The sequence below is a fragment of the Streptomyces antibioticus genome (genome assembly GCF_002019855.1).
Lineage (GTDB): Bacteria > Actinomycetota > Actinomycetes > Streptomycetales > Streptomycetaceae > Streptomyces > Streptomyces antibioticus_B.
In genome coordinates this window covers 7,432,770-7,458,321 of record NZ_CM007717.1, presented here as the reverse complement: position 1 = coordinate 7,458,321, position 25,552 = coordinate 7,432,770, and the positions used below count along the sequence as shown (strand labels likewise).

28 protein-coding genes are annotated in these 25,552 nt (G+C 72.9%); 15 read left to right on the top strand and 13 right to left on the bottom strand.

Annotated features, from left to right (window positions below):
• The 4 genes from AFM16_RS33855 (at position 1) to AFM16_RS33840 (ending at position 4,386) form a co-directional block, all read left to right on the top strand.
• Positions 1-1,452, top strand: coding sequence for a rhamnulokinase (locus AFM16_RS33855; protein ID WP_078637178.1), 1,452 nt, complete (start codon positions 1-3; stop codon positions 1,450-1,452).
• A gap of 71 nt (positions 1,453-1,523) precedes the next feature.
• Positions 1,524-2,285: a (Fe-S)-binding protein gene (locus AFM16_RS33850; RefSeq protein ID WP_078636222.1), complete on the top strand. Its 762-nt coding sequence runs from the start codon at positions 1,524-1,526 to the stop codon at positions 2,283-2,285.
• A complete protein-coding gene (locus AFM16_RS33845; RefSeq protein ID WP_078636221.1) occupies positions 2,282-3,760 on the top strand; it encodes a LutB/LldF family L-lactate oxidation iron-sulfur protein in 1,479 nt (492 codons plus the stop codon). The genes AFM16_RS33850 and AFM16_RS33845 overlap by 4 nt, the downstream gene beginning before the upstream one ends.
• Positions 3,757-4,386, top strand: a complete 630-nt coding sequence (locus tag AFM16_RS33840) for a LutC/YkgG family protein (protein WP_078636220.1) — start codon at positions 3,757-3,759, stop codon at positions 4,384-4,386. The genes AFM16_RS33845 and AFM16_RS33840 overlap by 4 nt, the downstream gene beginning before the upstream one ends.
• Positions 4,387-4,412: 26 nt before the next feature.
• On the opposite strand, the gene AFM16_RS33835 is transcribed toward AFM16_RS33840, so the two are convergent.
• Positions 4,413-4,991 carry a hypothetical protein gene (locus AFM16_RS33835; RefSeq protein ID WP_078636219.1) on the bottom strand — a complete coding sequence of 193 codons (579 nt, stop codon included), beginning with the start codon at positions 4,989-4,991 and terminating at the stop codon, positions 4,413-4,415.
• A 140-nt stretch (positions 4,992-5,131) separates the two neighbouring features.
• Here AFM16_RS33835 and AFM16_RS33830 point away from each other — a divergent pair, with 140 nt between their 5' ends.
• Positions 5,132-5,989, top strand: coding sequence for an AAA family ATPase (locus AFM16_RS33830; RefSeq protein ID WP_030791741.1), 858 nt, complete (start codon positions 5,132-5,134; stop codon positions 5,987-5,989).
• A complete protein-coding gene (locus tag AFM16_RS33825; RefSeq protein ID WP_078636218.1) occupies positions 5,986-7,341 on the top strand; it encodes a vWA domain-containing protein in 1,356 nt (451 codons plus the stop codon). Before AFM16_RS33830 ends, AFM16_RS33825 begins: the two co-directional genes overlap by 4 nt.
• An 11-nt stretch (positions 7,342-7,352) precedes the next feature.
• Here AFM16_RS33825 and AFM16_RS33820 read toward each other — a convergent pair whose 3' ends face one another.
• The 3 genes from AFM16_RS33820 to AFM16_RS33810 form a co-directional block, all read right to left on the bottom strand.
• Positions 7,353-7,718, bottom strand: coding sequence for a cupin domain-containing protein (locus AFM16_RS33820; RefSeq protein ID WP_030791735.1), 366 nt, complete (start codon positions 7,716-7,718; stop codon positions 7,353-7,355).
• A 144-nt stretch (positions 7,719-7,862) separates the two neighbouring features.
• Positions 7,863-8,840, bottom strand: a complete 978-nt coding sequence (locus AFM16_RS33815) for a pyridoxal-phosphate dependent enzyme (protein ID WP_078636217.1) — start codon at positions 8,838-8,840, stop codon at positions 7,863-7,865.
• Positions 8,837-9,595 (bottom strand): helix-turn-helix transcriptional regulator, encoded by a 759-nt coding sequence (locus AFM16_RS33810; RefSeq protein WP_078636216.1) that lies wholly within the window; start codon positions 9,593-9,595, stop codon positions 8,837-8,839. The genes AFM16_RS33815 and AFM16_RS33810 overlap by 4 nt, the downstream gene beginning before the upstream one ends.
• A gap of 217 nt (positions 9,596-9,812) precedes the next feature.
• Here AFM16_RS33810 and AFM16_RS33805 point away from each other — a divergent pair, with 217 nt between their 5' ends.
• Positions 9,813-10,631 (top strand): SAM-dependent methyltransferase, encoded by an 819-nt coding sequence (locus tag AFM16_RS33805; RefSeq protein ID WP_030791727.1) that lies wholly within the window; start codon positions 9,813-9,815, stop codon positions 10,629-10,631.
• Positions 10,632-10,646: 15 nt separating this feature from the next.
• On the opposite strand, the gene AFM16_RS33800 is transcribed toward AFM16_RS33805, so the two are convergent.
• The 3 genes from AFM16_RS33800 to AFM16_RS33790 form a co-directional block, all read right to left on the bottom strand.
• The gene (locus AFM16_RS33800; RefSeq protein WP_078636215.1) at positions 10,647-11,084 is read right to left on the bottom strand and encodes a DUF3224 domain-containing protein; all 438 of its coding nucleotides are present in this window, start codon (positions 11,082-11,084) and stop codon (positions 10,647-10,649) included.
• Between the two features lie 48 nt (positions 11,085-11,132).
• Positions 11,133-12,047 (bottom strand): helix-turn-helix domain-containing protein, encoded by a 915-nt coding sequence (locus AFM16_RS33795; RefSeq protein WP_078636214.1) that lies wholly within the window; start codon positions 12,045-12,047, stop codon positions 11,133-11,135.
• Between the two features lie 121 nt (positions 12,048-12,168).
• Entirely contained in the window at positions 12,169-12,411 is a 243-nt protein-coding gene (locus tag AFM16_RS33790) for a DUF397 domain-containing protein (RefSeq protein ID WP_030791718.1), read from the bottom strand.
• A gap of 130 nt (positions 12,412-12,541) precedes the next feature.
• Between AFM16_RS33790 and AFM16_RS33785 the strand changes: the two genes are divergently transcribed.
• From AFM16_RS33785 to AFM16_RS33770, 4 genes are all read left to right on the top strand, one after another.
• On the top strand, positions 12,542-12,991 hold the full coding sequence (locus AFM16_RS33785; protein WP_078636213.1) for an ATP-binding protein: 450 nt from the start codon (positions 12,542-12,544) through the stop codon (positions 12,989-12,991).
• A gap of 1 nt (position 12,992) precedes the next feature.
• A complete protein-coding gene (locus AFM16_RS33780) occupies positions 12,993-13,481 on the top strand; it encodes a hypothetical protein (protein WP_078636212.1) in 489 nt (162 codons plus the stop codon).
• A gap of 73 nt (positions 13,482-13,554) precedes the next feature.
• Positions 13,555-14,520, top strand: a complete 966-nt coding sequence (locus tag AFM16_RS33775; protein ID WP_078636211.1) for a pirin family protein — start codon at positions 13,555-13,557, stop codon at positions 14,518-14,520.
• Positions 14,521-14,612: 92 nt separating this feature from the next.
• Positions 14,613-14,996 (top strand): tetratricopeptide repeat protein, encoded by a 384-nt coding sequence (locus AFM16_RS33770; protein WP_078636210.1) that lies wholly within the window; start codon positions 14,613-14,615, stop codon positions 14,994-14,996.
• Positions 14,997-15,063: 67 nt separating this feature from the next.
• Here the strand turns inward: AFM16_RS33770 and AFM16_RS33765 are convergent, their stop codons facing one another.
• Positions 15,064-16,455 (bottom strand): PepSY-associated TM helix domain-containing protein, encoded by a 1,392-nt coding sequence (locus AFM16_RS33765; protein ID WP_078636209.1) that lies wholly within the window; start codon positions 16,453-16,455, stop codon positions 15,064-15,066.
• A 135-nt stretch (positions 16,456-16,590) separates the two neighbouring features.
• Here AFM16_RS33765 and AFM16_RS33760 point away from each other — a divergent pair, with 135 nt between their 5' ends.
• Positions 16,591-17,262: a peptide deformylase gene (locus AFM16_RS33760; RefSeq protein WP_078636208.1), complete on the top strand. Its 672-nt coding sequence runs from the start codon at positions 16,591-16,593 to the stop codon at positions 17,260-17,262.
• 8 nt (positions 17,263-17,270) lie between these two features.
• Here AFM16_RS33760 and AFM16_RS33755 read toward each other — a convergent pair whose 3' ends face one another.
• Positions 17,271-18,689, bottom strand: coding sequence for a dihydrolipoyl dehydrogenase family protein (locus tag AFM16_RS33755; protein ID WP_078636207.1), 1,419 nt, complete (start codon positions 18,687-18,689; stop codon positions 17,271-17,273).
• Positions 18,690-18,832: 143 nt separating this feature from the next.
• On the opposite strand from AFM16_RS33755, the gene trxA reads away from it, so the two are divergent.
• Complete coding sequence (gene trxA, locus AFM16_RS33750) at positions 18,833-19,210, top strand: thioredoxin (protein ID WP_078636206.1); 378 nt, start codon at positions 18,833-18,835, stop codon at positions 19,208-19,210.
• Between the two features lie 33 nt (positions 19,211-19,243).
• On the opposite strand, the gene AFM16_RS33745 is transcribed toward trxA, so the two are convergent.
• The 3 genes from AFM16_RS33745 to AFM16_RS33735 all read right to left on the bottom strand — a co-directional run bounded on the left by AFM16_RS33745 (position 19,244) and on the right by AFM16_RS33735 (position 22,598).
• Positions 19,244-20,689: a benzaldehyde dehydrogenase gene (locus AFM16_RS33745; protein WP_078636205.1), complete on the bottom strand. Its 1,446-nt coding sequence runs from the start codon at positions 20,687-20,689 to the stop codon at positions 19,244-19,246.
• A 121-nt stretch (positions 20,690-20,810) separates the two neighbouring features.
• Complete coding sequence (locus tag AFM16_RS33740) at positions 20,811-21,860, bottom strand: LacI family DNA-binding transcriptional regulator (RefSeq protein ID WP_030791689.1); 1,050 nt, start codon at positions 21,858-21,860, stop codon at positions 20,811-20,813.
• A 69-nt stretch (positions 21,861-21,929) separates the two neighbouring features.
• Positions 21,930-22,598 carry a TetR/AcrR family transcriptional regulator gene (locus tag AFM16_RS33735; protein ID WP_078637177.1) on the bottom strand — a complete coding sequence of 223 codons (669 nt, stop codon included), beginning with the start codon at positions 22,596-22,598 and terminating at the stop codon, positions 21,930-21,932.
• A gap of 120 nt (positions 22,599-22,718) precedes the next feature.
• On the opposite strand from AFM16_RS33735, the gene AFM16_RS33730 reads away from it, so the two are divergent.
• Entirely contained in the window at positions 22,719-23,279 is a 561-nt protein-coding gene (locus AFM16_RS33730) for an NAD(P)H-dependent oxidoreductase (protein WP_078636204.1), read from the top strand.
• A gap of 50 nt (positions 23,280-23,329) precedes the next feature.
• Here AFM16_RS33730 and AFM16_RS33725 read toward each other — a convergent pair whose 3' ends face one another.
• The gene (locus AFM16_RS33725) at positions 23,330-24,211 is read right to left on the bottom strand and encodes an LLM class F420-dependent oxidoreductase (RefSeq protein WP_078637176.1); all 882 of its coding nucleotides are present in this window, start codon (positions 24,209-24,211) and stop codon (positions 23,330-23,332) included.
• 170 nt (positions 24,212-24,381) lie between these two features.
• Between AFM16_RS33725 and AFM16_RS33720 the strand changes: the two genes are divergently transcribed.
• Positions 24,382-25,383 (top strand): FkbM family methyltransferase, encoded by a 1,002-nt coding sequence (locus AFM16_RS33720; RefSeq protein WP_078636203.1) that lies wholly within the window; start codon positions 24,382-24,384, stop codon positions 25,381-25,383.
• The last annotated feature ends 169 nt before the right edge of the window (positions 25,384-25,552 follow it).

The following is a 25,552-nucleotide window of genomic DNA, read 5'->3' as shown; positions in this document are numbered from 1 at the left end:
GTGCGGTCGTACGCCGCGGTCGACCTCGGCGCGTCCAGCGGGCGCGTCATGGTCGGCCGAGTCGGCCCGGACACACTGGAGTTGACGGAGGCGCACCGGTTCCCCAACCGGCCGGTGCGGGTGCCGGAGGGGCTGCGCTGGGACGTGCTGGCGCTGTACGCCGGTGTCCTGGACGGGCTGCGGGCGGCCGGGTGCCTCGCGGGCGGGCGGCTCGACTCGGTCGGCATCGACAGTTGGGCCGTGGACTACGGGCTGCTGGACACCCGAGGGGCCCTCATGGGCAACCCGGCGCACTACCGCGACACCCGCACGGAGGGCGTCGCGCAGAAGGTGTGGGCGACCGTCCCGGCGGCCGAGCTGTACGCGGCCACCGGGCTCCAGTACGCGCCGTTCAACACCCTGTACCAGATGACGGCCGACCGCGAGGCGGGCCGACTGGCCCACGCCGAACGGCTGTTGCTCATCCCCGACCTGCTGACGTACTGGCTCACCGGCGAGCAGGGCACCGAGCTGACCAACGCCTCCACCACCCAGCTCGTCGACCCGCGCACCCGCACCTGGGCGCACGGTCTCGCCGCCCGTCTGGGCATCGACCTGGGGCTGTTCGCGCCACTGCGGCAGCCCGGCGATCCGGCCGGGACGCTGCGGCCCGAGGTGCTGGCGGAGACCGGGCTCAGCGGGCCGGTGCCGGTGACGGCCGTCGGCTCGCACGACACCGCCTCGGCCGTCGCCGCCGTCCCCGCGACCGGCGAGCGGTTCGCGTACATCTGCACCGGCACCTGGTCCCTGGCCGGGCTGGAGCTGGACGCACCCGTGCTCACCGAGGAGAGCCGCGCCGCCAACTTCACCAACGAACTCGGCCTGGACGGCACGGTCCGCTATCTGCGCAACATCATGGGCCTGTGGCTGCTCCAGGAGTGCGTACGGGAATGGGGCGACCCGGACCTCGGCTCCTTGCTGCAAGCGGCTGCCGAGGCCCCGGCGCTGCGGTCGGTGGTGGACGCGCAGGACACGGCGTTCCTCGCGCCCGGCCGGATGCCCGAGCGGATCGCCGAGGCGTGCCGGGCGTCGGGACAGCCGGTGCCGGGCACGCCCGCCGAGATCACCCGCTGTGTCCTGGACTCCCTGGCCCTGGCCCACCGGCGGGCGATCGAGGACGCGCAACGCCTCGCGGACCGGCCCGTGGACGTCGTCCACGTCGTCGGCGGCGGCACCCGCAACGCCCTGCTGTGCCGGCTCACCGCGGACGCCTGCGGGCTGCCGGTGGTGGCGGGTCCCACGGAGGCGGCCGCGCTCGGCAATGTGCTCGTCCAGGCCCGGGCGCACGGGCTCGCCGGCGACCGCGCCGGCCTGCGCCGCCTGATCGCCGGAACCCAGCCGCTCGCCCGTTACGAGCCGAGGGGCGACGCCGGACGCTGGCGCGAGGCGGCGGCCCGGCTCGCCGCGCGGTGAGCCACGGTCTCCCCGCGGCGCCCCGCCGCACTACCCTGCATCCGTCCGACGACCGATCACGAGGAGCCGCGATGCGTGTCGCCCTGTTCCTGACCTGCGTCAACGACACGCTGTACCCGGAAACCGGCCGTGCCGTGGTGACGTTGCTGACCCGGCTGGGCGTCGAGGTCGACTTCCCGGCGGCCCAGACCTGCTGCGGACAGGCCCACTACAACACCGGATACCGCCACCAGGCCGAACCCCTGGCCCGGCATTTCGCCGAGGTCTTCGGGGAGTACGACGCGATCGTCACCCCCTCGGGCTCCTGCGGGGCGATGGTGCGGGAGCTGTATCCGCGCCTGGGCGAGCGGGCCCGGGCGGAGGGGCGCGGGGGCGGCCTGGCCGCGACCCTGGCACCCGTGGTGCCGAAGACGTACGAGCTGACGGAATTCCTGGTGGACGTGGTCGGGGTGACGGACGTCGGCGCGTACTACCCGCACACGGTGACCTACCACCCGACCTGTCACGGACTGCGCGGCCTGGGACTCGGGGACCGGCCCCTTCGGCTGCTCCGGGCCGTCAAGGGGCTGGAGTTGGTCGAGCTGCCGGGCGCCGAGGAGTGCTGCGGTTTCGGCGGCACCTTCGCGCTGAAGAACGCGGACGTGTCAGCGGCGATGGGCACGGACAAGGTGCGCAGCGCCGAGTCGACGGGCGCCGAGGTGCTGTGCGCGGCCGACAACTCGTGCCTGATGCACCTCGGCGGGACCATGACCCGGCTGAGGTCGGGCCTCAGACCGGTGCACATCGCGGAGATCCTGGCGGGCACGGAAGAGGACGGGGAGGCCGGGCGATGAGCGGCACGTTCGTCGGGATGCCGGCGTTCCCGGAGGCCGCGCGGGCGGCCGTGGCCGATGCGAGACTGCGCGGGAATCTGCGGCACGCCACGCACACCATCCGCGCCAAGCGCGCCAGGGCGGTCGCCGAGGTCTCCGACTGGGCGGAACTGCGGGAGGCAGGCAAGCGGATCAAGGACCACACGCTGCGTCATCTCGACCGGTATCTCGTCCAGTTGGAGGAGAAGGTCACGGCGGCGGGCGGCACCGTCCACTGGGCGGCCGACGCCGAGGACGCCAACCGGATCGTCGTCGAACTGGTGCGGGCGACCGGCGAGTCGGAGGTCGTCAAGGTCAAGTCGATGGCCACCCAGGAGATCGGGCTCAACGAGGCGCTCGAAGCCGCGGGCATCCGCGCCTACGAGACCGATCTCGCCGAGCTGATCGTGCAGTTGGGCGACGACCGGCCGTCGCACATCCTCGTCCCGGCCATTCACCGCAACCGCGGTGAGATCCGGGACGTCTTCCGCGAGCGGATGAGCGACTGGGGGCGCCCGGCCCCGGAGGGCCTCACCGACAGCCCGGCCGAACTCGCCGAGGCGGCCCGGCTCCATCTGCGCGAGAAGTTCCTGCGCGCCAAGGTCGGTGTCTCCGGCGCCAACTTCATGGTCGCGGAGACCGGCACGCTGGTCGTCGTGGAGTCCGAGGGCAACGGACGGATGTGTCTGACCCTGCCCGAGACGCTGATCTCCGTCGTCGGCATCGAGAAGACCGTGCCGACCTGGCGGGACCTGGAGGTCTTCCTCCAGACCCTGCCCCGCTCCTCCACCGCCGAGCGCATGAACCCCTACACGTCGACCTGGACGGGCACCACGGACGGCGACGGGCCCACCGCCTTCCATCTGGTGCTGCTGGACAACGGCCGCACCGACACCCTCGCCGACGAGGTCGGCCGCCAGGCGCTGCGCTGCATCCGCTGCTCGGCCTGTCTGAACGTCTGCCCGGTGTACGAGCGGGCCGGCGGCCATGCCTACGGCTCGGTGTACCCGGGTCCGATCGGCGCGATCCTCAGCCCCCAACTGCGGGGCACGGCCAGTGAGATCGACGCCTCGCTGCCGTACGCCTCCTCGCTGTGCGGCGCCTGCTACGAGGTGTGCCCGGTCGCCATCGACATCCCCGAGGTGCTGGTGCATCTGCGGGAGCGGGTCGTCGAGGGCGGTCCGATGGTCCGGGAGGGGAACAAGGTCGTGCTGAAACCGGCCAAGGGGCACGCCGCCGAGCGGGCGGCGATGCGGGCGGCCCGCTGGGCGTTCTCCCGCCCCGGCGCGTTGCGGACCGGCCAGCGGCTGGCCTCCCGCACCCGTCGGCTGCATCCGCGCACGCTGCCCGGCCCCGGCAAGGCGTGGACCGCCACGCGCGCGCTGCCCGCCGTCCCGCCGGAACCCTTCCGCGACTGGTGGCGGCGCACCGGCGGTGGCAAGGAGGGCGGCAAGTGAGCGGCAGGGAACGGATCCTGGGCCGGGTGCGGCGCGCGCTGGCCGACGCGCCGGACGTGCCCGCGCCGGTCGAGCGGACGTATCTGCGGGCGCACGGCGATCTCGACGCCGAGGGGACGGTGGATCTGCTGGCGGAGCACCTCGCGGACTACCGGGCCCTGGTGCACCGGTGCACGCCCGACGAACTCCCGTCCGTGGTCGGCCGGTTGCTGGCGGCGCGCAGTTCGAGGTCGGTGCTCGTGCCGCCGGGGCTGGATCCGCGGTGGCTCGCGGAGGCGGACGCGCGGCGGGTCGAGGATCTCGCGCGGGACACCCCGTACGAGCTGGACCGGGTGGACAGTGTGGTCACGGCGTGCGCGGTGGCGATCGCCGAGACCGGGACGATCGTGCTGGACGGCGGCCCGGACCAGGGCCGTCGCCGGATCACCCTGGTCCCCGACCATCATGTGTGCGTGGTGCGGGTGCCCGGGCAGGTCGTCTCCTCCGTGCCCCAGGCCCTCGAACGGCTGGACCCCGCCCGCCCCTTGACGTGGATCTCGGGTCCGTCGGCGACCAGTGACATCGAGCTGGACCGGGTGGAGGGGGTGCACGGTCCGCGCACGCTGGAGGTCATCCTCGTCGGCTGACGCCGGATGCGCGGCCCGCCGCGGGCTCAGGACCAGGTGATCGGGCGGCCGTGCCGCAAGGAGTACTGGGCGGCGCGCAGGTACACCGCCGTGTAGAACGCGGTGGCCAGGTCGTCGGCCCAGGGGCCCGGCCGGGTCGGCGCGGCGCGCTCCGCGTCGCCGTCCAGGAACCACAGGGTCAGTTCGAGGTTGGCGAAGGTCGCCGGGACGAGGTCCAGCGGCAGCGCGAGGGCGGCGGCGAGCCGCTCGGCGAGGGCGAGGACGTACGGGGCGCCGACCACCAGCGTCTCGTCGGTGTACGGGGAGCCGAAGGGCAGCGTGATGCCCTCCGGGAGCGCGCACGGCACCAGGACGGTCCAGCCGAGGAGGTTCTCGCGCTCCTCGGCGGTGAGCGTGGCCCGGCACAGCGCGTCGAAGCCGTCCATCGGCGGGCTCATCTTCTCCTCGAACCAGCCCGGGGGTTCCTCTCCGGTCGCCCGCGGCGCGTAGGGCGGCAGGCCGCGCCGCTCCAGTTCCGTGTTCAGGGCCGCGGCGAGGTCCGCGTGGCCGCCCTCCCCGGTGCCGGTCCAGTCCTGCGCGTCGACGCTCACGAGATACACACCCATGCCCGCACGGTAGCGGGCGGCACCGACAACGGGTCGGCGAGCACATCGACAAGCGAGGTGAACAAGCGCTTAGATAGTGCCCGTGCGCGCCGCCGCGCACGCCCATGTGACCGGCCACGACCCACCGCACGGAGGCCCCGTTGTTCACGTCCGTCGACGATGTCTCCGCCCGGCTCGCCGAGACGGGCTATCTGGCCTCCCCCGCCGTCGCCACGACCGTCTTCCTCGCCGACCGGCTCGGCAAGCCGCTCCTGGTGGAGGGCCCGGCCGGGGTCGGCAAGACGGAACTCGCCAAGGCCGTCGCCCAGGTGGCCGGGGCCCGGCTGGTGCGCCTCCAGTGCTACGAGGGCGTCGACGAGTCCCGGGCGCTGTACGAGTGGAACCACGCCAAGCAGTTGCTGCGGATCAGCGCAGGCCGCGACGAGAGCTGGGACGAGACCCGCACGGACGTCTTCAGCGAGGAGTTCCTGCTCCCCCGCCCGCTGCTCACCGCGATCCGCGGCGAGGAGCCGACGGTCCTGCTGATCGACGAGACCGACAAGGCGGACGTCGAGATGGAGGGCCTGCTCCTGGAGGTGCTCAGCGACTTCCAGGTCACCGTGCCGGAGCTGGGCACGATCACCGCGACCCGCCGCCCGTTCGTCGTCCTCACCTCCAACGCAGGGCGTGAGCTGTCGGAGGCTCTGCGCCGCCGCTGTCTGTTCCTCCACATCGGCTTCCCCGAGGAGGAGTTGGAGCGCCAAATCGTCCGGCTCAAGGTGCCCGGCATCGACGCGGCGCTCGCCGAGTCGGTGGTCCGGGTGGTGGGCGCGCTGCGCGCGATGGACCTGCGCAAGGTGCCCTCGGTGGCCGAGACGATCGACTGGGCGCGCACCCTCCTCGCCCTGGGCGCCGGCACCCTGGACGAGACCGTCGTACGGCAGACCCTGGGCGTGATCCTCAAGCATCAGGAGGACGTCCAGAAGGCCGGGGCGAAGCTCGACCTGGACGCGGTGTGAGCGCGCCGGACACCGCGGACCGGCTGGTCGGCCTCGTCGCCGCGCTGCGCGCGCACGGGGTGCGGATCGGCACCGGTGAGACGGTCGACGCGGCCGAGGCGGCGGCGGTGCTGGGGTTCGCGGACCGGGGGCTGCTGCGCGAGGGACTGGCCGCGACCCTGCTGCACTCCCCCGGCCAGCGGCGGCTGTTCGACACGGTCTTCGACCTGTACTTCCCGCACGGCGTGGGCGCGCCCGAGGAGCGGTCCGGTGGCCGGGACGCCCTGCGCGACCGGCTGGCCCGGGCACTGGCCGACGACGACCGGGCGGCGCTGGCCCGGCTGGCGATCGAGGCGGTGGACGGGTTCGGCGGGTACGGGAGTTCGCCGGGGTCGGACGGCTTCTCGTCGTACCAGACCCTGGAACGGCTGCGGCCGCAGACGCTGTTGGCGCGGGTGCGGGACGACATCCGGGCGCGCGGCGAGGGCGGCGGCTTCGCCGACCGGCTCCTGGAGGACGAGATCCGGCGCCGTATCGAGGCGTTCCGCACCCTGGTGGCGACGGAGGCGCGGCGCCGGGTCGCCGAGCGGCGGGGGCGGGACGAGATCGCGCGGCGCGCGGTGGCGCCGACGGCGGACCGGGTGGACTTCCTGTACGCCGGGAAGGACCGGCTGGCCGAACTGCGGCGGACCGTGCAGCCGTTGGCGCGCAAGCTGGCCACGCGGATGGCCGCGCGGCGGCGCCGGGCGGCGCGCGGCACCATCGATCTGCGCCGGACGCTGCGCGGTTCACTGTCCACGGGCGGGGTGCCGATGCGGCCGGTGCTGCGCCGACGCCGCCCGTCGCGTCCCGAACTGGTGCTGCTGTGCGATGTGTCGGGCTCGGTGGCGGGTTTCTCGGACTTCACGATGCTGCTGGTGCAGGCGCTGCACGACCAGTTCGCCAAGGTGCGGGTCTTCGCGTTCGTCAACCGGGTCGACGAGGTGACCGGCTTCCTGCGGCACGGCGCCGCCGACCCGGCGGGTCTGGGCGCCCTGATCCAGGCTGAGGCACGGCTGACGGCGTATCACGGCAGCAGCGACTACGGCCTGGCGCTCGGCGAGTTCACGGAGCGATACGGGACCGCGGTGGGCCCGCGCACGACGGTGTTCGTGCTGGGGGACGCCCGGACGAACATGAGCGACCCGAATCTGGCGGCCCTGCGCCGGATCGGTGAACAGGCCCGCCGTGTGTACTGGTTGAACCCGGAGCCGCGGTCCCTGTGGGGCACGGGCGATTCGGCCGCACCGGAGTACGCCGAGCTGGTCGCGATGCACGAGTGCCGCAACGCCCACCAACTCGGCGCGCTGATCGGCCGGTTGCTTCCGGTGTGAGCGGAACGCGCTCAGTCGTCCTTGGCCTTCGCGTACTCCTTGGCCATGGTGCCGGCGAAATCGTAGACCACGCACTGCTCGTCGCCCACGACCCAGGCGTCATGGCCGGGCGGGATCACGAAGACGTCCCCGGGGCCCACTTCGCTCTCACCGCCGTCGTCCATACGGACCTGCATCCGGCCGGAGACCACATAGCCGTTGTGGTGGACCGTACAGCTCTCGGTGCCCGCGATCGGGGCGATGGACTCGGACCAGCGCCATCCCGGTTCGAAGGTGGCCACGGCGAAGTCGAGCCCCGTCATGTGGACGGCCTCGATGTGCCCGCGGGGGAAATCACGCCGCTCGTCCGGCTTGTCGAGCGTCTTCACTTCCATCATGACGCTCCTCCCTTCCGGCCGTGCCTGATCACGGCCGGGGCCGGTCTCCCCGGCGGCCCTGGGCGTCGCCGGTCGGGGGCCGCACCCCACCTTCCATGGTCCGCCCGCGCCGGGGGCCCCGCCAGCCCGTGACCGACCGGGCGCTCAGGAGCCGCCGCCGCACAGCTCCGCAAACCGTCCGGCGTCGATGTTGCCGCCGGAGACGATCACCCCGATCCGGCGGGGCGGCGGGCCGACCCGGCCGGACAGCAGGGCGGCCAGCGGGGTGGCGCCGCTCGGCTCCATGACGGTCTTCAGCCGCTCGAAGGCGAACCGCATGGCGGCGCGGATCTCGTCGTCGCTCACCAGCACGATCCCGTCGACGAGCCGCCGGTTGACCTCGAAGGTCAGCTCGCCCGGTGTGGACAGGGCCTGCCCGTCGGCGATGGTGTGCGGCACCGGGATCTCGACGCGCCAGCCCGCCTCCAGCGACCGCAGGGTGTCGTCCCCGGTCTCCGGCTCGACGCCGACGACCCGGACGCCCGGCCGGAGCCCCTTGGCCGCCGTGGCGCTCCCGGCGATCAGCCCCCCGCCGCCGACCGGCACCAGCAGCAGGTCCAACTCGCCTGCCTCCTCGATCAGTTCGAGGGCGGCGGTGCCCTGGCCCGCCATGACGTGCGGATGCTCGTAGGGCGGGACGAGGGTGAGGCCCCGGTCGGCGGCGAGCGCCTCGGCGATGGCGACCCGGTCACCGGTGTAGCGGTCGTACGTGACGATCTCGGCGCCGTACCCCTCGGTGGCCGCCCGCTTGGAGCGCGGGGCGTCCTCGGGCATGACGATCACGGCGGTGGTGCCCAGTTCCCGGGCGGCGAGGGCGACGGCCTGGGCGTGGTTGCCGGAGGAGTAGGTGGCGATGCCCCGGGCCAGTTGCTCCGGGGTGAGCCGGGAGGCCGCGTTGTAGGCGCCGCGGAACTTGAAGGCGCCGACCCGCTGGAAGTTCTCGCACTTCAGATGCACCTCGGCGCCGACGAGGGCGTCCAGGGTGCGGGAGCGCAGGACGGGCGTGCGGTGGGCGACGCCCTTGAGCCGGGCGGCCGCGTCGCGCACGTCGTCGAGGGTGATCGGCAGGGGGGTGGTCGTCACGGCTGTGCTCCCTGAGAGGTGTCGTCGGTACCGGCGGGGGCGTCGGCGGCGGCCGCCCTGGACTGCGCGAGATAGCTGTAGGCGGAGGCGCGGGAGATGCCGAGGCGGGCGGCGACCTGCTCGATCGCCCGGCGTACGGCGAACACGCCCCGCTCGTCCAGACCGCGGAAGAGCGCGAGCCGCCGCCCGCGGTCCAGGCCGGCCCAGGTCTGGTCCCGGCCCCGCAGCGGGGCGTCGAGCAGGGCGTCGAGCAGCGCCTCCACGACGGAGTCGATGTCGTCGCCGAAGGTCGTCACCGGGGCGTCGGCCGGCGGGGCGGCGAGGCCGGTGGGGCCGGTGGGGCCGATGGGGCCTTCAGGGCCGGCGAGCGCGTCCAGCAGCCCGCGCACCCGGTCGACCTCGGTGACGTCCACGTTGACGCACAGGGCGCCGAACACCGCGCCCGTGGAGTCGCGCAGCACCATCGTGGACGACTTCACCAGCCGGCCGTCACCGGTGCGGGTGACGTAGTTCAGCTCGGGCTCGGCGGTGTCGCCGCGGGCGAGCATCCGCATGCCGATCTCGCTCATCGCACCGCCGACCGTGCGTCCGGTCACCGTGCCCGCGACGGCGACGACGGACCGCTCGGGGCGCCGGTAGTCGTGCAGCACCACCTCGCACACCGGTCCGAACGTCGCCGCGATGCCGTCCACGACGGGCGCGAGCGCCCGCAGGATCGCGTCCCGCTCGGTGTCCCGGGGGTCCGCACCGGCCATCCGTCCTCCTCCGCCTCGCTGCCCGGCCACCTCGCTGCCCGACCCCTCGATTAGACCATGAGTCCAAGCTTTGGACCAGCAGTCCAGAGCCGCGTCCCGAAGGTCGACACCTTCACGGGAACCACCGATCAAGGGGGGTGGTGGGGCCAATTGCCGTTTCCCTAGGATGGGTTGTCGACCGCGCCGGCACCGGCACGGCTGGGAGCTGGGGGAAGAGATGCAGTCAGGAAAGCCTCTGTCCACGAAGATCGACGCCACGGTTCCGACGGCCGCGCGCATGTACGACCACTATCTCGGCGGCAAGGACAACTACGCGGCGGACCGCGCCGCCTGCGAGGAGCTGGACAAGGTCGTCCCCAGCACCCGCGCCCTCGCGCTGAACAACCGGCGCTTCCTCCAGCGGGTCGTGCGGACGCTGACGCAGGAGTTCGGCATCCGGCAGTTCCTGGACCACGGATCCGGTCTGCCCACGCAGAACAACGTCCACCAGGTCGCCCAGAGCATCGACCCGACCGCGCACGTCGTCTACGTCGACAACGACCCGATGGTCCTCGTCCACGGCCGCGCCCTGCTGGAGCAGGACGAGCGCACCACGGTGATCCACGCCGACCTGCGCGAGACGGAGGCGATCTTCACGCACCCCGACACCGAGCGGCTGATCGACTTCTCGCAGCCGGCGGCCGTGCTGTTCAACTCGGTGTTCCACTGCATCCCGGACAGCGAGACCGACGGCCCGCAGGCCGTGGTGCGCCGGGTGACCGAGCGTCTGGCGCCCGGCAGTGTCCTGGTGATGTGCCAACTGGTCAGCGAGGACCCGAAGGTGCGGGAGTTCGTCACCGACTTCATGGACCAGGCCACGCAGGGGCACTGGGGCCGGGTGCGCCAGGAGAAGGACGTGGCCCGGCTGTTCGACGGGCTGGAGATCCTCGAACCGGGCCTGGTGGAGGTCTCCACCTGGCGCCCCGACACCGAGGTGGCGCCCCGTCAGCTCACCCAGGAGTGGATCGAGTTCGGCGGAGCGGGACGCCTCGGCTAGACCGGTGCCGGGCCGCTACCGGCCCAGTTCGTAGTCGAACCAGACGCGGTGGGTGCCGTCCGGGTCGACGGCGATGCCTCCGGACCCGGTGATCCCGGCCAACTCGTCCGTTCCGCTGCCCGGGACAACGACGAAGAACTCGCTCTGTCGGTCCTCGCCGGTGGTCGTCGCGGAGTGGGCGAAGTTGAAGGCACCGGAGCGGCCGTGGAGCGTCCCCTCGAAGGACTCCATCGCGACATAGGTGCCCACGCCCTTCGCCTGGTCGAAGGCTGCCGTGAAGAGGGTGGCGGAGCGTCCGACGACCTCGCCCTCGAACTCCTTGCGCATCGTGGCGAGACCGACGGGCACCGCGGTCTCGATCTCCGCGCCCGGCCCGGCGGCGGGATCGGCACCCGCGGCAGGTGTGGGTGCGGGGGTGAAGTCGGCCACTGTGAAGGTTCCGGAAGCTCGCATGCCCGGATCGTATGCGGCACCACTGACAGCGGTGCCCGACCAGGGCCGTCAGCCGTAGCGGTGCGCCGCCGTCCCCTCCAGGAGGGCGAGGGACTCGCGCGGCTGGAGGGCCGCGTCGGCCAGGCGGTCCAGCGCGACCCGGTACTCCTCCGTCTCGTCCCGGTCCTCCAGGAACGTCGCGCTCCTGATCTGCTCCAGATAGACGACGTCGGGCAGATCGGCGCCGCCGAACCGCAGATAGGTGACCGGTATGGCGGGCGCCGAGGCGTGCGTGACGTCCAACGGCACGATCTGCACGGTGACATGGGGCAGCCGGGCCAGTTCGATGAGCCGCCCGAGCTGTTCGCGCATCACGTCACGGCTGCCCAGGACGCGCAGCAGCACCGACTCGTCGAGGATCGCCCACACCTGCGGGGCGTCCGGGCGGTGCAGCAGTTCGGTGCGGCGGGTGCGCAGCTCCACCCGGCGCTCGACCTCACGGCCCGGCGCCGACGGCAGCCCGCGCTCCACGACGGCCCGGGCGTAGGCGGGCGTCTGGAGCAGTCCGGGCACGTACTGCATCTCGAAGGTACGGATCGCGGTGGCCGCCTCCTGAAGTCCGACCAGCCGGTCGAACCATTCGGGCATCAGCCGTTTGTCGTAGCGCTGCCACCAACCCGGCTCGCCCGCCTGCCGCAGCAGACGCAGCAGGACCGACGCCTCGTGACCGTCCGCCTCGTACAGCGTGAGCAGGGCGCGGACATCGGCCTCGGTGGGTGGGCGGCGGCCCTTGCCCGCCTCGATCCGGGACAGCTTGGCCGGGCTGAACCCGAGCATCCTGGCCGCCTGTTCCTGGGCCAGGCCGGCGTCCTCCCGCATACCCGCCAACTGAACGCCGACCAGCATTTTGAGCAAGGTCGGGGCGGGCTCCGCCCGGTTCAGATACGGTTCAAGACGGGAGACGCGAGGCAACTCGGCAGACATCCTGACTCCCCGTGGACCGGCAGACGACAGACCCAGTATCGCATCCGACGCCCACCGACCGCACGGAGCAAGGCAATTGAGTTCACCGGGCGCGCCACGACCGGCCCGCCCGGGCGTGTGCTCAGATCAGGTGGTCGAATTCGCCGCCCTTCGCCCCGGCCACGAACGCGGCGACCTCGGCCGGTGTGTACACCAGCGCGGGCCCGTGGGGATCACGGGAGTTGCGCAGTGCCACACCTCCTCCGTCGAGGGCCGCGACCTCGACGCAGTTGCCCTCCGCGTTGCTGTGACTGCTCTTGATCCAGCGGGCGTCCAGCGAACTCGCCCGCACTCCGTTCGGCACCGACTCCGGTACTGACGACATGGCAACTCTCCTCGCTCGTACGCGCAATTTCCCGTGAAATTGCACGAGGACATCGTCAGCGTGGATAATAGCGGTGTCGTCAACCGCACTTCTGGCGCCCCGTCCTGACGTCGCCTCAGGGAGATGCACCGTGTCGTCACCTGCGCAGTTCCGGAGCCTCGAGTCCGTCCTCGACTCACCCAGAACCGCCGCCCTGCACCTCACGGGCAGCCGGGAGGGTTTCACCGAGGCACGGCACTTCACCCATCGCACGCTGGACGCATGGTCGTTGGAGCACTGTGCCGACGACGCGGTCATGGTCGTCACCGAACTGGCCGCCAACGCCGTCCTGCACGGCCTTCCGCACAGCACGGGTGCCGTGGTCCGGCTCAGGCTCACCCTGCGCCGCTCCCACCTGATGTGCGCCGTCACCGATCCCAGCGACCGCCTGCCCGTCTACCCGTCCACCGACGACCCGCTGCTGGAGCACGGCCGCGGGCTGCACATCGTCGAAGCCCTCTCGGAACACTGGGGCTGGACCCGCCGCCGTCCCGCCGGCAAGACGGTCTGGGCGATGCTGCCGACCCGTACCCCCCTCTGACATGACTGCCATGAAGCCCACCGCCCCCCTCGACGCCCTGCAACACGTGCCGTGGCCCGAGATCAAGGACTCCACCGGGTCCGCCGCGGCCATCCCCGGACTGCTCACCACCGTCGCCCGCGGCGACGCCGACACGGCGGAGTCCGCGCTCGGTCAACTGCGCGGCCGGATCTGCCAGTACGGCTTCGTGGTGGACCAGGCGACGGCGGCGACCGTGCCCTTCCTCTGGGAACTCGTCCGGCTTCCGCAGGTCACCTGCCGCGCCGGGATCCTGCGACTGCTCAAGAGCATCGCCGACGCCCGGCAGTGGGAGGACACCGCCGCCGCCTACCCCAAGCTGCTGCGCCACCCCGACAACCATGTCGCCTGGGAGCGCCAGGCCCGGCTGGCCGTCCGCGCCCAGCGCGGGGTCCTGCGCGACCTGCTCGCCGAACGCGACACCGACATAGTGCGCGCCTCGACGGAACTGGCCGACGCCCTCAGCGACTGAGACCGGCGCACGGCACCTCGATACGGCCCGTTTCCTCGCGCACGGCCGGACCCGCGACCGCTAGGTTGGCCGTATGAGCAACCTTGACCGGGCGCCGGTGCCCAGTGTGTGCGGCGGGCGTGGATTCGTCGTCGCCGAACCCGTCCGCGAGCTGCTGAGTCCCCGGCATGTGAAGCTGGGCGGGTCCACCGAGGTGCGCCGGCTGCTGCCGAACCTCGGCCGGCGCATGATCGGCGCCTGGGCCTTCGTCGACCACTACGGCCCCGACGACATCGCCGACGAACCGGGCATGCAGGTCCCGCCGCACCCCCACATGGGACTCCAGACCGTGAGCTGGCTGCACGAGGGCGAGGTGCTGCACCGCGACTCGACGGGCAGCCTCCAGACCATCCGGCCCCGGGAACTCGGGCTGATGACCTCGGGCCGCGCGATCAGCCACTCCGAGGAGAGCCCCCGCTCGCACGCCCGCTTCCTGCACGGCGCCCAGCTCTGGGTCGCCCTGCCCGACGCCCACCGGCACACCGACCCCCACTTCGAACACCACGCCGACCTGCCCACGGTCACCGCGCCCGGCCTCACGGCCACCGTGCTCCTCGGCGGCCTCGACGGCGCGACCTCGCCGGGAACGGCGTACACCCCCATCGTCGGCGCCGATCTCGCGCTCGCGCGGGGCACGGACGTACGGCTGCCGCTGGAGCCCGACTTCGAGTACGGCGTCCTCGCGATGTCCGGCGAGGTGCGGGTCGACGGGGTGCCGGTGCTTCCCGGGTCGATGCTCTACCTCGGCTGCGGCCGCACCGAACTCCCCCTGCGGGCCGAGTCCGACGCGGGCCTGATGCTGCTCGGCGGCGAGCCGTTCGAGGAGGAGCTGGTCATGTGGTGGAACTTCGTCGGCCGCTCCCAGGAAGAGATCGTCCAGGCCCGCGAGGACTGGATGAAGGGGGACCGGTTCGGCGAGGTGCACGGCTACGACGGCGCCCCGCTCACCGCCCCCGAACTGCCCGCGACCCCGCTGAAACCCCGGGGACGCGTGCGCTGACCCGACCTGGCCGCACGCACCTCGCCGATGTAGTCGATGTAGTGGAATATTCAACCAGCCGTGCCGGTTGACGGCCTCGAAGGAGGTCACGAGTGGACACGACATACGAGGCGACGCACCAGGACACGTACGCGGACACCTACTACGCCCACGGCACCCCGGCGGAGCGCTGGGAGCGGGCGGGGCTGTTCTTCGACGCGCGGGACTACACCGCCGCCGCGCGGGTGCTGGTCGGACTGGTCGAGGAGGTGCCGGAGCAGACCGGACCCCGGCTGCTGCTGGCCCGCGCCTACTACCACTCGGCCCAACTGCGGCGCGCCGAGACGGAGTTGCGGCGGATCGTGGAGCGCGACCCGGTGGAGGGGTACGCCCGGCTGATGCTCGGCCGCACCCTGCAGCGGCAGGGCCGGCACGACGAGGCGGCGCCGCATCTGCGGATCGCCTCCGCCCTGGCCGGGGAGTTCCCCGAGATCTGACGCGCAGGGCACAGGCACGGCACACGGCGGCGGCCCGGCGGGTGAACTCCCGCCGGGCCGCCGCAGTTCACACCCGCTTCGCCCGCCGGTGCGCGATCTCCCCGAGGACCACGTCCACGACGAGGAACGCGGCCAGCGGGATGCCGAGCAGCGGCACGAAGTAGCCGAGCACCGCGATCACCGCCATCAGCGGGACCAGGACGTACGGCGGGACCTGCGCCCAGGCGCCGCGCGGGATGGGCCGTCCGAACGCGCGGCCCCGCCCGCGCTGCCACCACATCCGGTAGCCCCAGACGATCAGCAGGATCAGGGAGAGCGCGAGCAGCATCAGCAGGATCTGGTTGGCCAGACCGAACAGCAGACCGGTGTGCAGGTCGATGCCCCAGCGGGTCAGCTTGGCGAGCACCGGGTACTCCTCGAACCGCAGGGTGTCGGTGACGCGGCCGGTGGCCGGGTCGACGGCGACCGTGTCCAGTTCGGTCGGCCAACCGCGCTGCACCTGACGGACCACGTACGCCGACTCGGCGTCCGGGGGCGTGACGATCTCGACCGGGTCGTCGAGGCCCTCGGCGCGGGCGGCCGACAGGACCTTGTCGAGCCCCACGCCGTGCTCGCCGTCCCCGCCGGCCGCCGAGGCCGCGCCGTGGCCGCCGTGCTCGCCGCCGCCCGCGGTGGCCGAGATCGACGGGGTGGCCTGGCGGAGCGAGGTGCGCAGCTCGTCGATGGTGGCGCCGGCGTACGTCGACCAGGTCAGACCGGTGGCGGAGAGGAAGAAGAAGCCGAGGGCGGCCCAGACGCCGACGGTGCCGTGCAGCCCCAGGGTGCGGCGCCGGCCGCTGGTGCCGCGGACCTTGCGCAGGGCGCGGCGGCGGGAGTACCAGAGCACGACGCCGCCGCCGGCGATCACCCACAGCCAGCTCGCGGCCAGTTCGCTGTAGAGCCGGCCGGTCTCCCCGAGGTGCAGATTGCGGTGGAGTTCGGAGATCCAGGTGCGCAGAGGCAGCGCTCCGCTCGACCCGTACTGCTCCAGGGAGCCGCGGACCTCTGCGGTGTAGGGGTCGACGAACACGGCGAGGGTGTGGTCGGGGTTCACACCCGGCACGCCGGAGAGCAGCACCCGGGTGCTCGCGTCGGCCGCCGGGGACGGGCGGACCGCCGAGACCGTGCCCTCGGGGTGGACCTTGCGGGCCGCGGCCACCTGCTCCGAGACCGGCAGCTTGGTGTCGCCCACGGGCACGGTCGTCTCGTGCGCGTACACGAGCTTCTCGGCCTGGAACGAGCCGGCGTACAGGAAGCCGGTGACGGCGGCGACCAGCAGGAACGGGGCGACGAGCAGACCGGCGTAGAAGTGCAGACGCAGGATCAGCGGGCGCAGCGGTGCCCAGGGGCCGCGGGTGGGGGCCGCGGGCCCGGACTGTTTCGGGGCCTCGTCCGTGAGGGTCGAGGGAGCGGTGGACATGAGCGGGCCCTCCGGGGGCAGCAGGGGGACGATTTTCAGCCGTGACGGACCAGTAGTCGGGACGGACCCCGGTCGAGTTCCCGCCACTTCAAGTGACCTGCGTCACACACCTGGCGGTCATGGCATCCTGGCCCGATGGCACCGACCAGTCCCCGCACGCCCGGCTCCTCCGGCGCCCCGCTCGCCCCGCTCGCCGAACGGGTCGAGGAACTCCTCGCCCCCGGCGGCCCGTTGACCGTCGTCGCGGCCGGCGACCCGGTCCTGCGCGCCGGCACCGAGCGCTACGAAGGGCAGCTCGGCCCCGGCCTGCTGGCCCGGTTCGTCGAGGCGCTGCGGATCACCATGCACGCGGCGCCGGGCGTGGGGCTCGCCGCCCCGCAGGTCGGCGTGGGGCTGCGGATCGCCGTCATCGAGGACCCGGCGCCGGTGCCGGAGGAGGTGCGCCTCGCCCGCGGCCGGGTGCCGCAGCCGTTCCGGGTGCTGGTCAACCCGTCGTACACCGGCGTCGGTCCGGGCCGTGCCGCGTTCTACGAGGGCTGTCTGAGCGTGCCCGGGTACCAGGCGGTGGTGGCCCGGCACGCCGCGGTCCGGCTGACCGGCGAGGACGAGCAAGGGCGGGCCCTGGACGAGGAGTTCACCGGCTGGCCGGCCCGGATCGTGCAGCACGAGACCGACCATCTGGACGGCGCCCTCTACCTCGACCGGGCCGAACCGCGCTCGCTCAGCGCCCAGCACATCGCGCTGGAACGCTGGTCACAGCCCACCCCGGACGCGGCGGCACGGGCTCTGGGCTTCGAACTCCCCTAGCGGAAGGCTCAGTTGTCCCGGTACGCCTCCAACAGCCGCAGCCACACCTCGCTCAGCGTCGGGTAGGACGGAACGGCGTGCCACAGACGGGCGATCGGGACCTGTCCGACGACGGCGATCGTCGCCGAGTGGATCAGCTCCCCCAGGCCGGGACCGACGAAGGTGACCCCGCGCAGGATCTCCTCGTCCAGGTCGACGATCATCCGGGCGCGGCCCTTGTAGTCCTCGCCGTAGAGGCCCGCGCCGGAGACGGACGACAGGTCGACGTCGACGGCCCGCACCCGGTGTCCGGCCGCCTCCGCCTCGGTGAGCGAGAGGCCGACGGCGGCCGCCTCGGGATCGGTGAAGACGACCTGCGGGACCGACTCGTGGTCGGCGGTGGCGGCGTACGCGCTCCACGGGGCGTTCTCCGGCAGGTCGGTGCCGGCCGCGCGGGCGGCGATCGCGGCGCCCGCGATCCGGGCCTGGTACTTGCCCTGGTGGGTGAGGAGGGCGCGGTGGTTGATGTCGCCGACCGCGTAGAGCCAGTCGGTGCCGTCGACACGGAGGCTGTCGTCGACGCTCAGCCAGGAGCCGGGGGTCAGGCCGACCGTCTCCAGGCCGATGTCGTCGGTGCGCGGGGCGCGGCCGGTGGCGAAGAGGATCTCGTCGGCCTCGATGCGCTCGCCGGTGTCGGTGACGACCACGACGGTGCCGTCCACCCGGCTCACGGAGGCCACCGAGGTGCCGGTGCGCACGTCCGCGCCGGCCGCGGTGAGCGCCTCGGCGACCAGTTCGCCCGCGAAGGGCTCCATCCGGTCGAGCAGGCCCTTGCCCCGGACCAGGAGGGTGACCTGCGAGCCGAGGGCCTGCCAGGCGGTGGCCATCTCGGTGGCGACGACTCCCCCGCCGACCACGACGAGCCGGCCCGGCGCGGACTGGGCGCTGGTGGCGTCCCGGCTCGTCCACGGCCGCACCTCGGCGAGACCGGGCAGGTCGGGCAGCGCGGCGCGGGTCCCGGTGGCGACGGCGACGGCGTGGCGGGCGGTGAGCACGGTGTCCCCCACGGTCACCTGGCGCGGGCCGGTCAGTCTGCCGTGGCCGCGGTAGAGGTCGGCTCCGATGCTCTTGATCCAGTCGACCTGGCCGTCGTCCGTCCAGTCGCCGGTGAACCAGTTGCGGCGGGCGAGGACGGCCGGGGTGTCCAGGGGGCCGCGCACCGCCTCGGCGAGGCCGGGCAGCCGGCGGGCGTCGGCCTGGGCGAGGACCGGGCGCAGCAGGGCCTTGCTGGGCATACAGGCCCAGTACGAGCACTCGCCGCCGACCAGTTCGCTCTCCACGACCGCGGTGGTCAGTCCGGCCGCGCGGGTGCGGTCGGCCACGTTCTCCCCCACGGGTCCGGCTCCGAGCACCACGACGTCGTACGTGTTGGTTTCCGTTTCCGTCATGGAGTCAGTCTGGTGGGTGGTGTGCCCGGTGGCCACACGGGTAGGGGCGCGGAATAGCGACCCGGCCGGCCGTGTTTGTGCGGACGGCTTCAGTCCGTGTCAGGACGCCCCTGGCAGGAAGCACCGGGAAGAGGGAACACGTCATGAGCAGCACCGTGGAGCTGACCAAGGAGAACTTCGACCAGACGGTCACGGAGAACGACTTCGTCCTGATCGACTTCTGGGCGGCCTGGTGCGGGCCGTGCCGGCAGTTCGCCCCGGTCTACGAGAAGGCGGCCGAGGAGAACCCGGACCTGGTGTTCGGCAAGGTGGACACCGAGGCGCAGCCGGAGCTGGCCGCCGCGTTCGGCATCCAGTCGATCCCGACGCTGATGATCGTCCGGGACCGGGTGGCGGTGTTCGCGCAGCCGGGCGCGCTGCCCGAGGCCGCCCTGACGGACGTCATCGGGCAGGCGCGCAAGCTGGACATGGACGAGGTCCGCAAGTCGGTCGAGGAGCAGCAGGCCGCCCAGGGCGAGTAGCCGCCGTCGGTCGCTGGAAGTCGCTAGAAGTCGCTAGAAGGGGTACGGCGCCACGTCGCCGCGCACGGTCGTCCAGCGGATGTCGGTGAACGCGTCGAGGTTGGCGTCGCCGCCGAAGCGGGAGCCGGTGCCGGAGGCCGCGACGCCGCCGAAGGGGGCCACCGCCTCGTCGTTCACCGTCTGGTCGTTGATGTGGACGATGCCGGTCGGGATGCGTTCGGCGAGGTCCAGACCGCGGGCGGCGTCGCGGGTGACGATGCCCAGGGACAGCCCGTAGGGGCTCGCCGCGGCCAGGGCGGCGGCCTCCTCGGCGGTGGAGAAGGCGCGCACCGGCGCCACCGGGCCGAAGACCTCCTCCGCGTAGGCGGGGGTGCGGTCGTCGACGCCCGCGAGGACGGTCGGCCGGTAGAAGCGGCTCTCGTGGGTGCCGCCCGCGGCGAGCTTCGCGCCCGCCGAGGTGCTGGCCTCGACCAGGGCGTGCACCTTGCCGAGCTGGCCGTCGTCGATGAGCGGGCCGAGGTGCACCTGCGCGCGGTGCGGGTCGCCGACGGCCAGGGAGTCGGCCTTGGCGGCGAGCCGTTCGACGTACTCCTCGTAGAGGGAGTCGTGCACCAGGTGGCGGCCGGTGGTCATGCAGATCTGGCCCTGGTGGAAGAAGGAGCCCCAGGCGGCGGTGGAGATCACCGCGTCGAGGTCGGCGTCCGCCAGGACGATCAGCGCGGAGTTGCCGCCGAGTTCGAGGTGGGCGCGCTTGAGATGGCGGCCCGCGGCCTCGCCGACGGCCCGTCCGGCGGCGGTGGAACCGGTGAAGGAGATCACCGGCACGCGCGGGTCGGCGACCAGGGCCGCGCCGGTCCCGGCGCCGCCCGGCAGCACGTGCAGCAGCCCCTCGGGCAGTCCGGCCGCGGCGAACACGGCGGCCAGGGCGAGGCCGCCGCACACGGCCGTGCGCGGGTCCGGCTTCAGGACCACCGCGTTGCCGAGCGCCAGCGCGGGCGCGACCGAGCGGATGGAGAGGATCAGCGGGGCGTTGAACGGCGCGATCACGCCGACGACCCCGGCCGGGACCCGCCGGGTGTACGACAGCCGGGGCGCCTCGCTGGGCAGCACCTGGCCGGGCGGGCGGGAGGCGAGGGCGGCCGCCTCGTAGCACTCCTGGGCGGCGACGTGCAGTTCGAAGTCGGCCTTGCCGGGGACGGAGCCGGACTCGCGGACGATCCACTCGCGCAGTTCGTCGGCGTGCGCGGCGAACAGGTCGCCCGCCTTGCGCAGCACGCCGGCGCGGACGAAGTGCGGGAGGCGGGCCCACTCGGTCTGGGCGGCGCGGGCGGCCTCGGCGGCCGGGGCGACGTCCTCGGGGGCGGCGAGGACGACCGTCCCGAGCCGCTCCGACGTGGCGGGCTCGGTGACGGCGTACTCGGATCCGGTCAGGGGGCGGGAGGACGAGGTCTGCCAGGTGTGGGGGTCGAGCAGGGGCATCAGGGCTCTCCGATCGGTGACCCGCGGGACTCCGGACTCGGGGAACGAAGTCCCATGTGGTTGAGCGCTCAACTTCGCACCCTACTGCGCCGGGCCGGTCGCCGCGCGGGCTCGCACGCGGTCAGGTCGAGTCGCGGTGCACCACCGTAGCCGCCAGCGGTTCGTGCGCCTCGGGCGCCGCGCCCGGGTTGCGCACCGCCCGGTCGACCAGTCCGGCGAGGTCGCGTCCGGAGGGCAGCGCGACCCGGACCGTGCTGAGCCGGGGCCGCAGCAGCCGGCCGAGGAGCAGGTCGTCGGCGCCGATCACGGCCGTGTCCTCGGGGATCCGCACACCCGCGTCCTGGAGGGCGCGCATCAGCAGCATGGCGTACTCGTCGTTGTAGGCGAACACGGCGTCCAGTCCGAGTTCCGGCCAGCGGGCGGCGAGCGCGGCCGCGGAGTCCTCCGTGTGGGCCAGCGGCAGCGCGGTGACGGTGGCGTCGGTGTCGCGCACGGCCTCACGGGCACCGGCGAGCCGGGGCCCGGCGAACATGTCCATGCCGCGTTCCTCGGGGACGACGACGCCGATCCGGCGCCGGCCGCGCGCGTACAGGTGTCCGGCGGCGCTGCGGCCGACGCCCTCGTGGTCCATCAGGAGCGCGTGGGTGCCCTCGACCCGCTCGGAGCTGAGGGTGACGACGGCGCGTGCGCCGGAGCGTTTGAGGACGGACACCCCCTCCGGGCCGAGGCCGGGTCCGGGCACCAGCACCGCGACCGGCCGCAGCTCGGCCCAGGCCCGCGCGGCGTCGTCCCCGCGCAGCCCGCAGGCGCCGTACTGGACGACGATGTAGTCGAGCCGGCTCAGGGCGCCCTGGAAGTCGTGGACGAACTGGCTGTAGAGCGGGCCCGCGGGGACGGGCGGGGCGGGCATCAGCACCATCCGGCTGTGTCCGGCGCGCAGGCTGCGGGCGGCCGCGTGCGGCACGTACCCGAGTTCCTTCGCGGCGTCGCGGACCCGGCGGCGGGTGGGTTCGCTGATCCGGACGGCGCTGGTGTTGTTCAGGACGTAGGAGACGGTCGCGCGGGAGACGCCGGCCAGACGGGCCACGTCGGCACTCGTGGGGACGGAGCGCGGCGCCGGCGAGATCGTCGGCGCGGGTGGGTTGGGTATCTGCACCATGACGTACGGCATCTTGGCAGAAGCCCCGAACTCGCTTGCACGCAGGGGACGTTCATCCGTGACGACCGTCAAAAATGCAGGTCAGTCGGTTGGTTGGGTGATTCCGGCCGTGAGACGGTCCACCAGTTCGGTCCAGCCGGACTCCAACCGGGCCGTGGGCAGCCCGCATTGACGGGTCAGATGGTGGACGAGCGCGGGGTTGAGATAGCCCATCAGGGTGTGCGCCAGGAGTTCGCAGTCCGCCTCGGGCACCGCCTGCCGCAGCAGCAGGAGCAGATGACCGTGGAGCACCCGGCGGGCCGGCACGGAGTAGCGGCGGGCCGGGTCCGGCTCGGCGGCGAGCTGGAGGTCGAGCTCGTCGACCGTGCGCCGCAGCAGAGCGTGACCGAAGGCCCGCAGCCGCTCGACCGGCGGGGCGCCGGGGCCCATCGGCGGCGGTCCGGTCAGGAAGGCGGCCTGGAACTTGCGCTCGGAGTGGTCGAGGAGCGCGGTCAGCAGTCCGGTGCGGTCGCCGAAGCGCCGGAAGACGGTGCCCTTGCCGACGTTCGCGGCGGCCGCGACGGCCTCCATGGTGACGCCGGCCGCGCCGTGCTCGGCGATCAGCTTGGCGGCCGCGTCCAGCAGCCGGGCCCGGTTGCGGGCCGCGTCGGCACGCAGGCACGGCTCGTCCCCGGCCGGCCCGAGCTGCACGAGTTCGGGCTCGCCGGCGATCTCCTGGACGTTCGCGAAGAGCGGCGGATCGGCGGGCATGAACACAGCGTAAAGCACCGGGAATGAAACTGGACCACGGTCCGGTTAGAGTGCTAGAACAATAAACGGACCCCGGTCCGGATCGTTACGGCAATGTTTCAGCCCCTTGGGAGTACCCACATGTCCGTTCGCATTCTCGCGCTCGTCGGCAGCCTTCGCGCCGGTTCGACCAACCGCCAGCTCGCCGAGGCCGCGGTCAAGCTCGCTCCCGAAGGCGCCGAGGTCGACCTCTTCGAGGGCCTGGCGGAGATCCCCTTCTACAACGAGGACATCGACGTCGAGGGCAGCCTCCCGGCCGCCGCCGCCAAGCTGCGTGAGGCCGCCCAGGCCGCCGACGCGTTCCTGCTCTTCTCCCCCGAGTACAACGGCACCATCCCGGCCGTGCTGAAGAACGCCATCGACTGGCTGTCCCGCCCGTACGGCGCCGGCGCCTTCGGGGGCAAGCCCGTCGCCGTCGTGGGCACCGCTTTCGGCCAGTTCGGCGGCGTGTGGGCGCAGGACGAGGCCCGCAAGGCCGTGGGCATCGCGGGCGGCAAGGTGATCGAGGACCTCAAGCTCTCCATCCCCGGTTCCCTGACCCGTTTCGCCGAGACCCACCCGGCCGACGACGCCGAGGTCGCCGCCCAGCTCACCGAGGTCGTGGCCCGGCTGCACGGCCACGCGGAGCCCGTCGCCGCCTGATCCGATCCCGCGCGAGCGGTCTGGCGTACGGCGCCCCGCGTCGCCGTACGTCAGTCCAGCTCGGCCAGCCGCTTGACGGCCGGGGCCACGAAGCGGTCGATCCAGCCGGAGGTCTCGCCCAGCTTCGGCGCGAGGATCACCGTGTCGATGCCGAGCCCCGCGTACCCCGAGATGTCGGCCATGAAGGCGTCGAGATCACCCTCCGTGGCGGGATCGGCGGTGTAGGTGACGGTCTTCAGGACCGAGTCGTAGTCACGCTCCTCCGCCTCGCAGTGCTCGCGCAGCACGTCGAGCTTGTGGCGGACCAGGCCGGGACCGGCGGCGAAGAGGTTGCAGGCGTCCGCGTAACGGGCCACCAGGCGCAGCGTCTTGCGCTCACCCCCGCCGCCGATCAGGATCTCCGGACGCGGATCGCTCACCGGCGCCGGGACGCAGAGCGTCTCCCGCAGTTGGTAGTGCCGGCCGACGAACGGCCCGTCGTCGTGCGGGTCCCACATCCGCAGACAGATCTGGAGCGTCTCCTCCAGCCGCTCGAAGCGCTCCGCGAGCGGCGGGAACGGCACGCCCAGACCGTCGTGTTCACGGTCGTACCACGCCGCGCCGATACCCAGCGAGGCACGGCCCCCGGAGAGCACGTCCAGAGTGCTCGCGATCTTGGCGAGCAGCCCGGGATGACGGTACGTCACCCCCGTGACCAGCGCGCCGAGTCTGACGGTCGAGGTGTGGGCGGCGAGGTACGCCAGGGTCGTGTACGCCTCCAGCATGGGCGCCTCGGCCCCGCCGTTGAACTCCATCTGGAAGTAGTGGTCCATCACCGACAGCCGGCTCACCCCGGCCGCCTCCGCCGCGGCGCCCGCCGCCGCCAGCTCGGCACCGAGGGCCGGGGCGCCCCCGTCGTCGCCGAACTGGTTGATGTGCACGCCCACACGCATGTCCGTCTCCGCCTTCCCGATCTTCAACGTCACCTGTGACGCTAGGTGTTGGAGTGCTCTTCAAGTCAAGGCCCACCCCAGGGGTCCGACGGGTTTCCGTCGCGTAACCGGTCGTCGAAACTCGTTCAAGCCGCAGACGCCTCCCGGACATCCCTGATATGGCTTGGGAGATGCAGACTCTTTTCCGACGACTGCTTCGACTCGTACCCCGCTTCGGCGTCCAGGTGACCGATCTCGGCCCGGGAGCTGCGGTGGTCTCCCGCCGGGGCGGCTACCAGACGACCGAGGTCGGCCCCGGCACCACGGTCCTCTCCCGGCGCGGCGGCCCCTACCGGGTCACCCCCGTGGACAAGGACACCTGGCTGCTGCGGCGCACCCGCGGCGGCGAGCGGGGTGAGATCCCCAGGCAGGGCGTCGTCCCGCTCGGCGAGTCCGGCGCGCTGGTGCTCACGGACGCGCCCGAGCGGGTGGACGAGCGCAAGATGCAGTTGGCCGCCGCGGAGTACCTGTGCGTGCAGCACGTCACCGCGATGCTCGAACTGTACGGCGTGACCTGCGTGTTCGACGTGGGCGCCAACACCGGTCAGTACGCCAAGCGGCTGCGCCGGGCCGGGTACACCGGGCGGATCGTCTCCTTCGAGCCCACGTCGGCGACGTTCGCCAAGCTCGAGAAGGCCGCGGCGGACGACCCCGAGTGGCGGGTGTTCCAGTGCGGCCTGGGCCGCGAGGAGACCACCGCCGAGATCCACTCCAGTTGGCTGACCATGAACTCCCTGCTGCCGCCCAGCGATTACGGCAAGGACCGCTACAGCCGCTTCAAGAAGTCCGACACCGAGGAGATCCGCATCCGCCGCCTGGACGAGGTGATGGACGAGGCCCTCGACGGCCTCACCGCCCCCGTCCCCTACCTGAAGATGGACACCCAGGGCTACGACCTGGAAGTCTTCGCCGGCGCCGGAAAACGCGTCACGGAGTTCGTCGGCATGCAGTCCGAGGTCGCCTGCCTCCGCCTCTACGAAGGCAGCCCCACGATGAGCGAGTCCGTCGCCGTCTACGAGGCGGAGGGCTTCGGCATCAGCGGCATGTACCCGGTCACCCGCGAGGCGACGACGGGCCGAGTGATCGAGTTCGACTGCGTGATGATGCGCGCGGAGGCGGCACCGCAGGCGTAACCGCCGCGCGGGGAACGGGCGGGGCGCGTGCCCGGCAGGTGCGGGGTGTGCGCGCGACCGGTGCGAGGTGCGTGCCCGGCAGGTGCGGGCGCGTGCCCGACTGCCGTGGCAACCGCCGTACGGCGGGCGGATTCCGCCGGACGGCGGCGGTCCCGGCGGGTGGCGGGCG

Excerpts from the sequence above, each read along its gene's own strand:
- AFM16_RS33850 (WP_078636222.1), top strand. The coding sequence starts at position 1,524 with ATGCGTGTCGCCCTGTTCCTGACCTGCGTCAACGACACGCTGTACCCG.
- AFM16_RS33845 (WP_078636221.1), top strand. The coding sequence starts at position 2,282 with ATGAGCGGCACGTTCGTCGGGATGCCGGCGTTCCCGGAGGCCGCGCGG.
- AFM16_RS33835 (WP_078636219.1), bottom strand. The coding sequence starts at position 4,991 with ATGGGTGTGTATCTCGTGAGCGTCGACGCGCAGGACTGGACCGGCACC.
- AFM16_RS33820 (WP_030791735.1), bottom strand. The coding sequence starts at position 7,718 with ATGATGGAAGTGAAGACGCTCGACAAGCCGGACGAGCGGCGTGATTTC.
- AFM16_RS33810 (WP_078636216.1), bottom strand. The coding sequence starts at position 9,595 with ATGGCCGGTGCGGACCCCCGGGACACCGAGCGGGACGCGATCCTGCGG.
- AFM16_RS33805 (WP_030791727.1), top strand. The coding sequence starts at position 9,813 with ATGCAGTCAGGAAAGCCTCTGTCCACGAAGATCGACGCCACGGTTCCG.
- AFM16_RS33800 (WP_078636215.1), bottom strand. The coding sequence starts at position 11,084 with ATGCGAGCTTCCGGAACCTTCACAGTGGCCGACTTCACCCCCGCACCC.
- AFM16_RS33795 (WP_078636214.1), bottom strand. The coding sequence starts at position 12,047 with ATGTCTGCCGAGTTGCCTCGCGTCTCCCGTCTTGAACCGTATCTGAAC.
- AFM16_RS33790 (WP_030791718.1), bottom strand. The coding sequence starts at position 12,411 with ATGTCGTCAGTACCGGAGTCGGTGCCGAACGGAGTGCGGGCGAGTTCG.
- AFM16_RS33780 (WP_078636212.1), top strand. The coding sequence starts at position 12,993 with ATGACTGCCATGAAGCCCACCGCCCCCCTCGACGCCCTGCAACACGTG.
- AFM16_RS33775 (WP_078636211.1), top strand. The coding sequence starts at position 13,555 with ATGAGCAACCTTGACCGGGCGCCGGTGCCCAGTGTGTGCGGCGGGCGT.
- AFM16_RS33765 (WP_078636209.1), bottom strand. The coding sequence starts at position 16,455 with ATGTCCACCGCTCCCTCGACCCTCACGGACGAGGCCCCGAAACAGTCC.
- AFM16_RS33760 (WP_078636208.1), top strand. The coding sequence starts at position 16,591 with ATGGCACCGACCAGTCCCCGCACGCCCGGCTCCTCCGGCGCCCCGCTC.
- AFM16_RS33755 (WP_078636207.1), bottom strand. The coding sequence starts at position 18,689 with ATGACGGAAACGGAAACCAACACGTACGACGTCGTGGTGCTCGGAGCC.
- trxA (WP_078636206.1), top strand. The coding sequence starts at position 18,833 with ATGAGCAGCACCGTGGAGCTGACCAAGGAGAACTTCGACCAGACGGTC.
- AFM16_RS33745 (WP_078636205.1), bottom strand. The coding sequence starts at position 20,689 with ATGCCCCTGCTCGACCCCCACACCTGGCAGACCTCGTCCTCCCGCCCC.
- AFM16_RS33740 (WP_030791689.1), bottom strand. The coding sequence starts at position 21,860 with ATGCCGTACGTCATGGTGCAGATACCCAACCCACCCGCGCCGACGATC.
- AFM16_RS33735 (WP_078637177.1), bottom strand. The coding sequence starts at position 22,598 with ATGCCCGCCGATCCGCCGCTCTTCGCGAACGTCCAGGAGATCGCCGGC.
- AFM16_RS33730 (WP_078636204.1), top strand. The coding sequence starts at position 22,719 with ATGTCCGTTCGCATTCTCGCGCTCGTCGGCAGCCTTCGCGCCGGTTCG.
- AFM16_RS33725 (WP_078637176.1), bottom strand. The coding sequence starts at position 24,211 with ATGCGTGTGGGCGTGCACATCAACCAGTTCGGCGACGACGGGGGCGCC.
- AFM16_RS33720 (WP_078636203.1), top strand. The coding sequence starts at position 24,382 with ATGCAGACTCTTTTCCGACGACTGCTTCGACTCGTACCCCGCTTCGGC.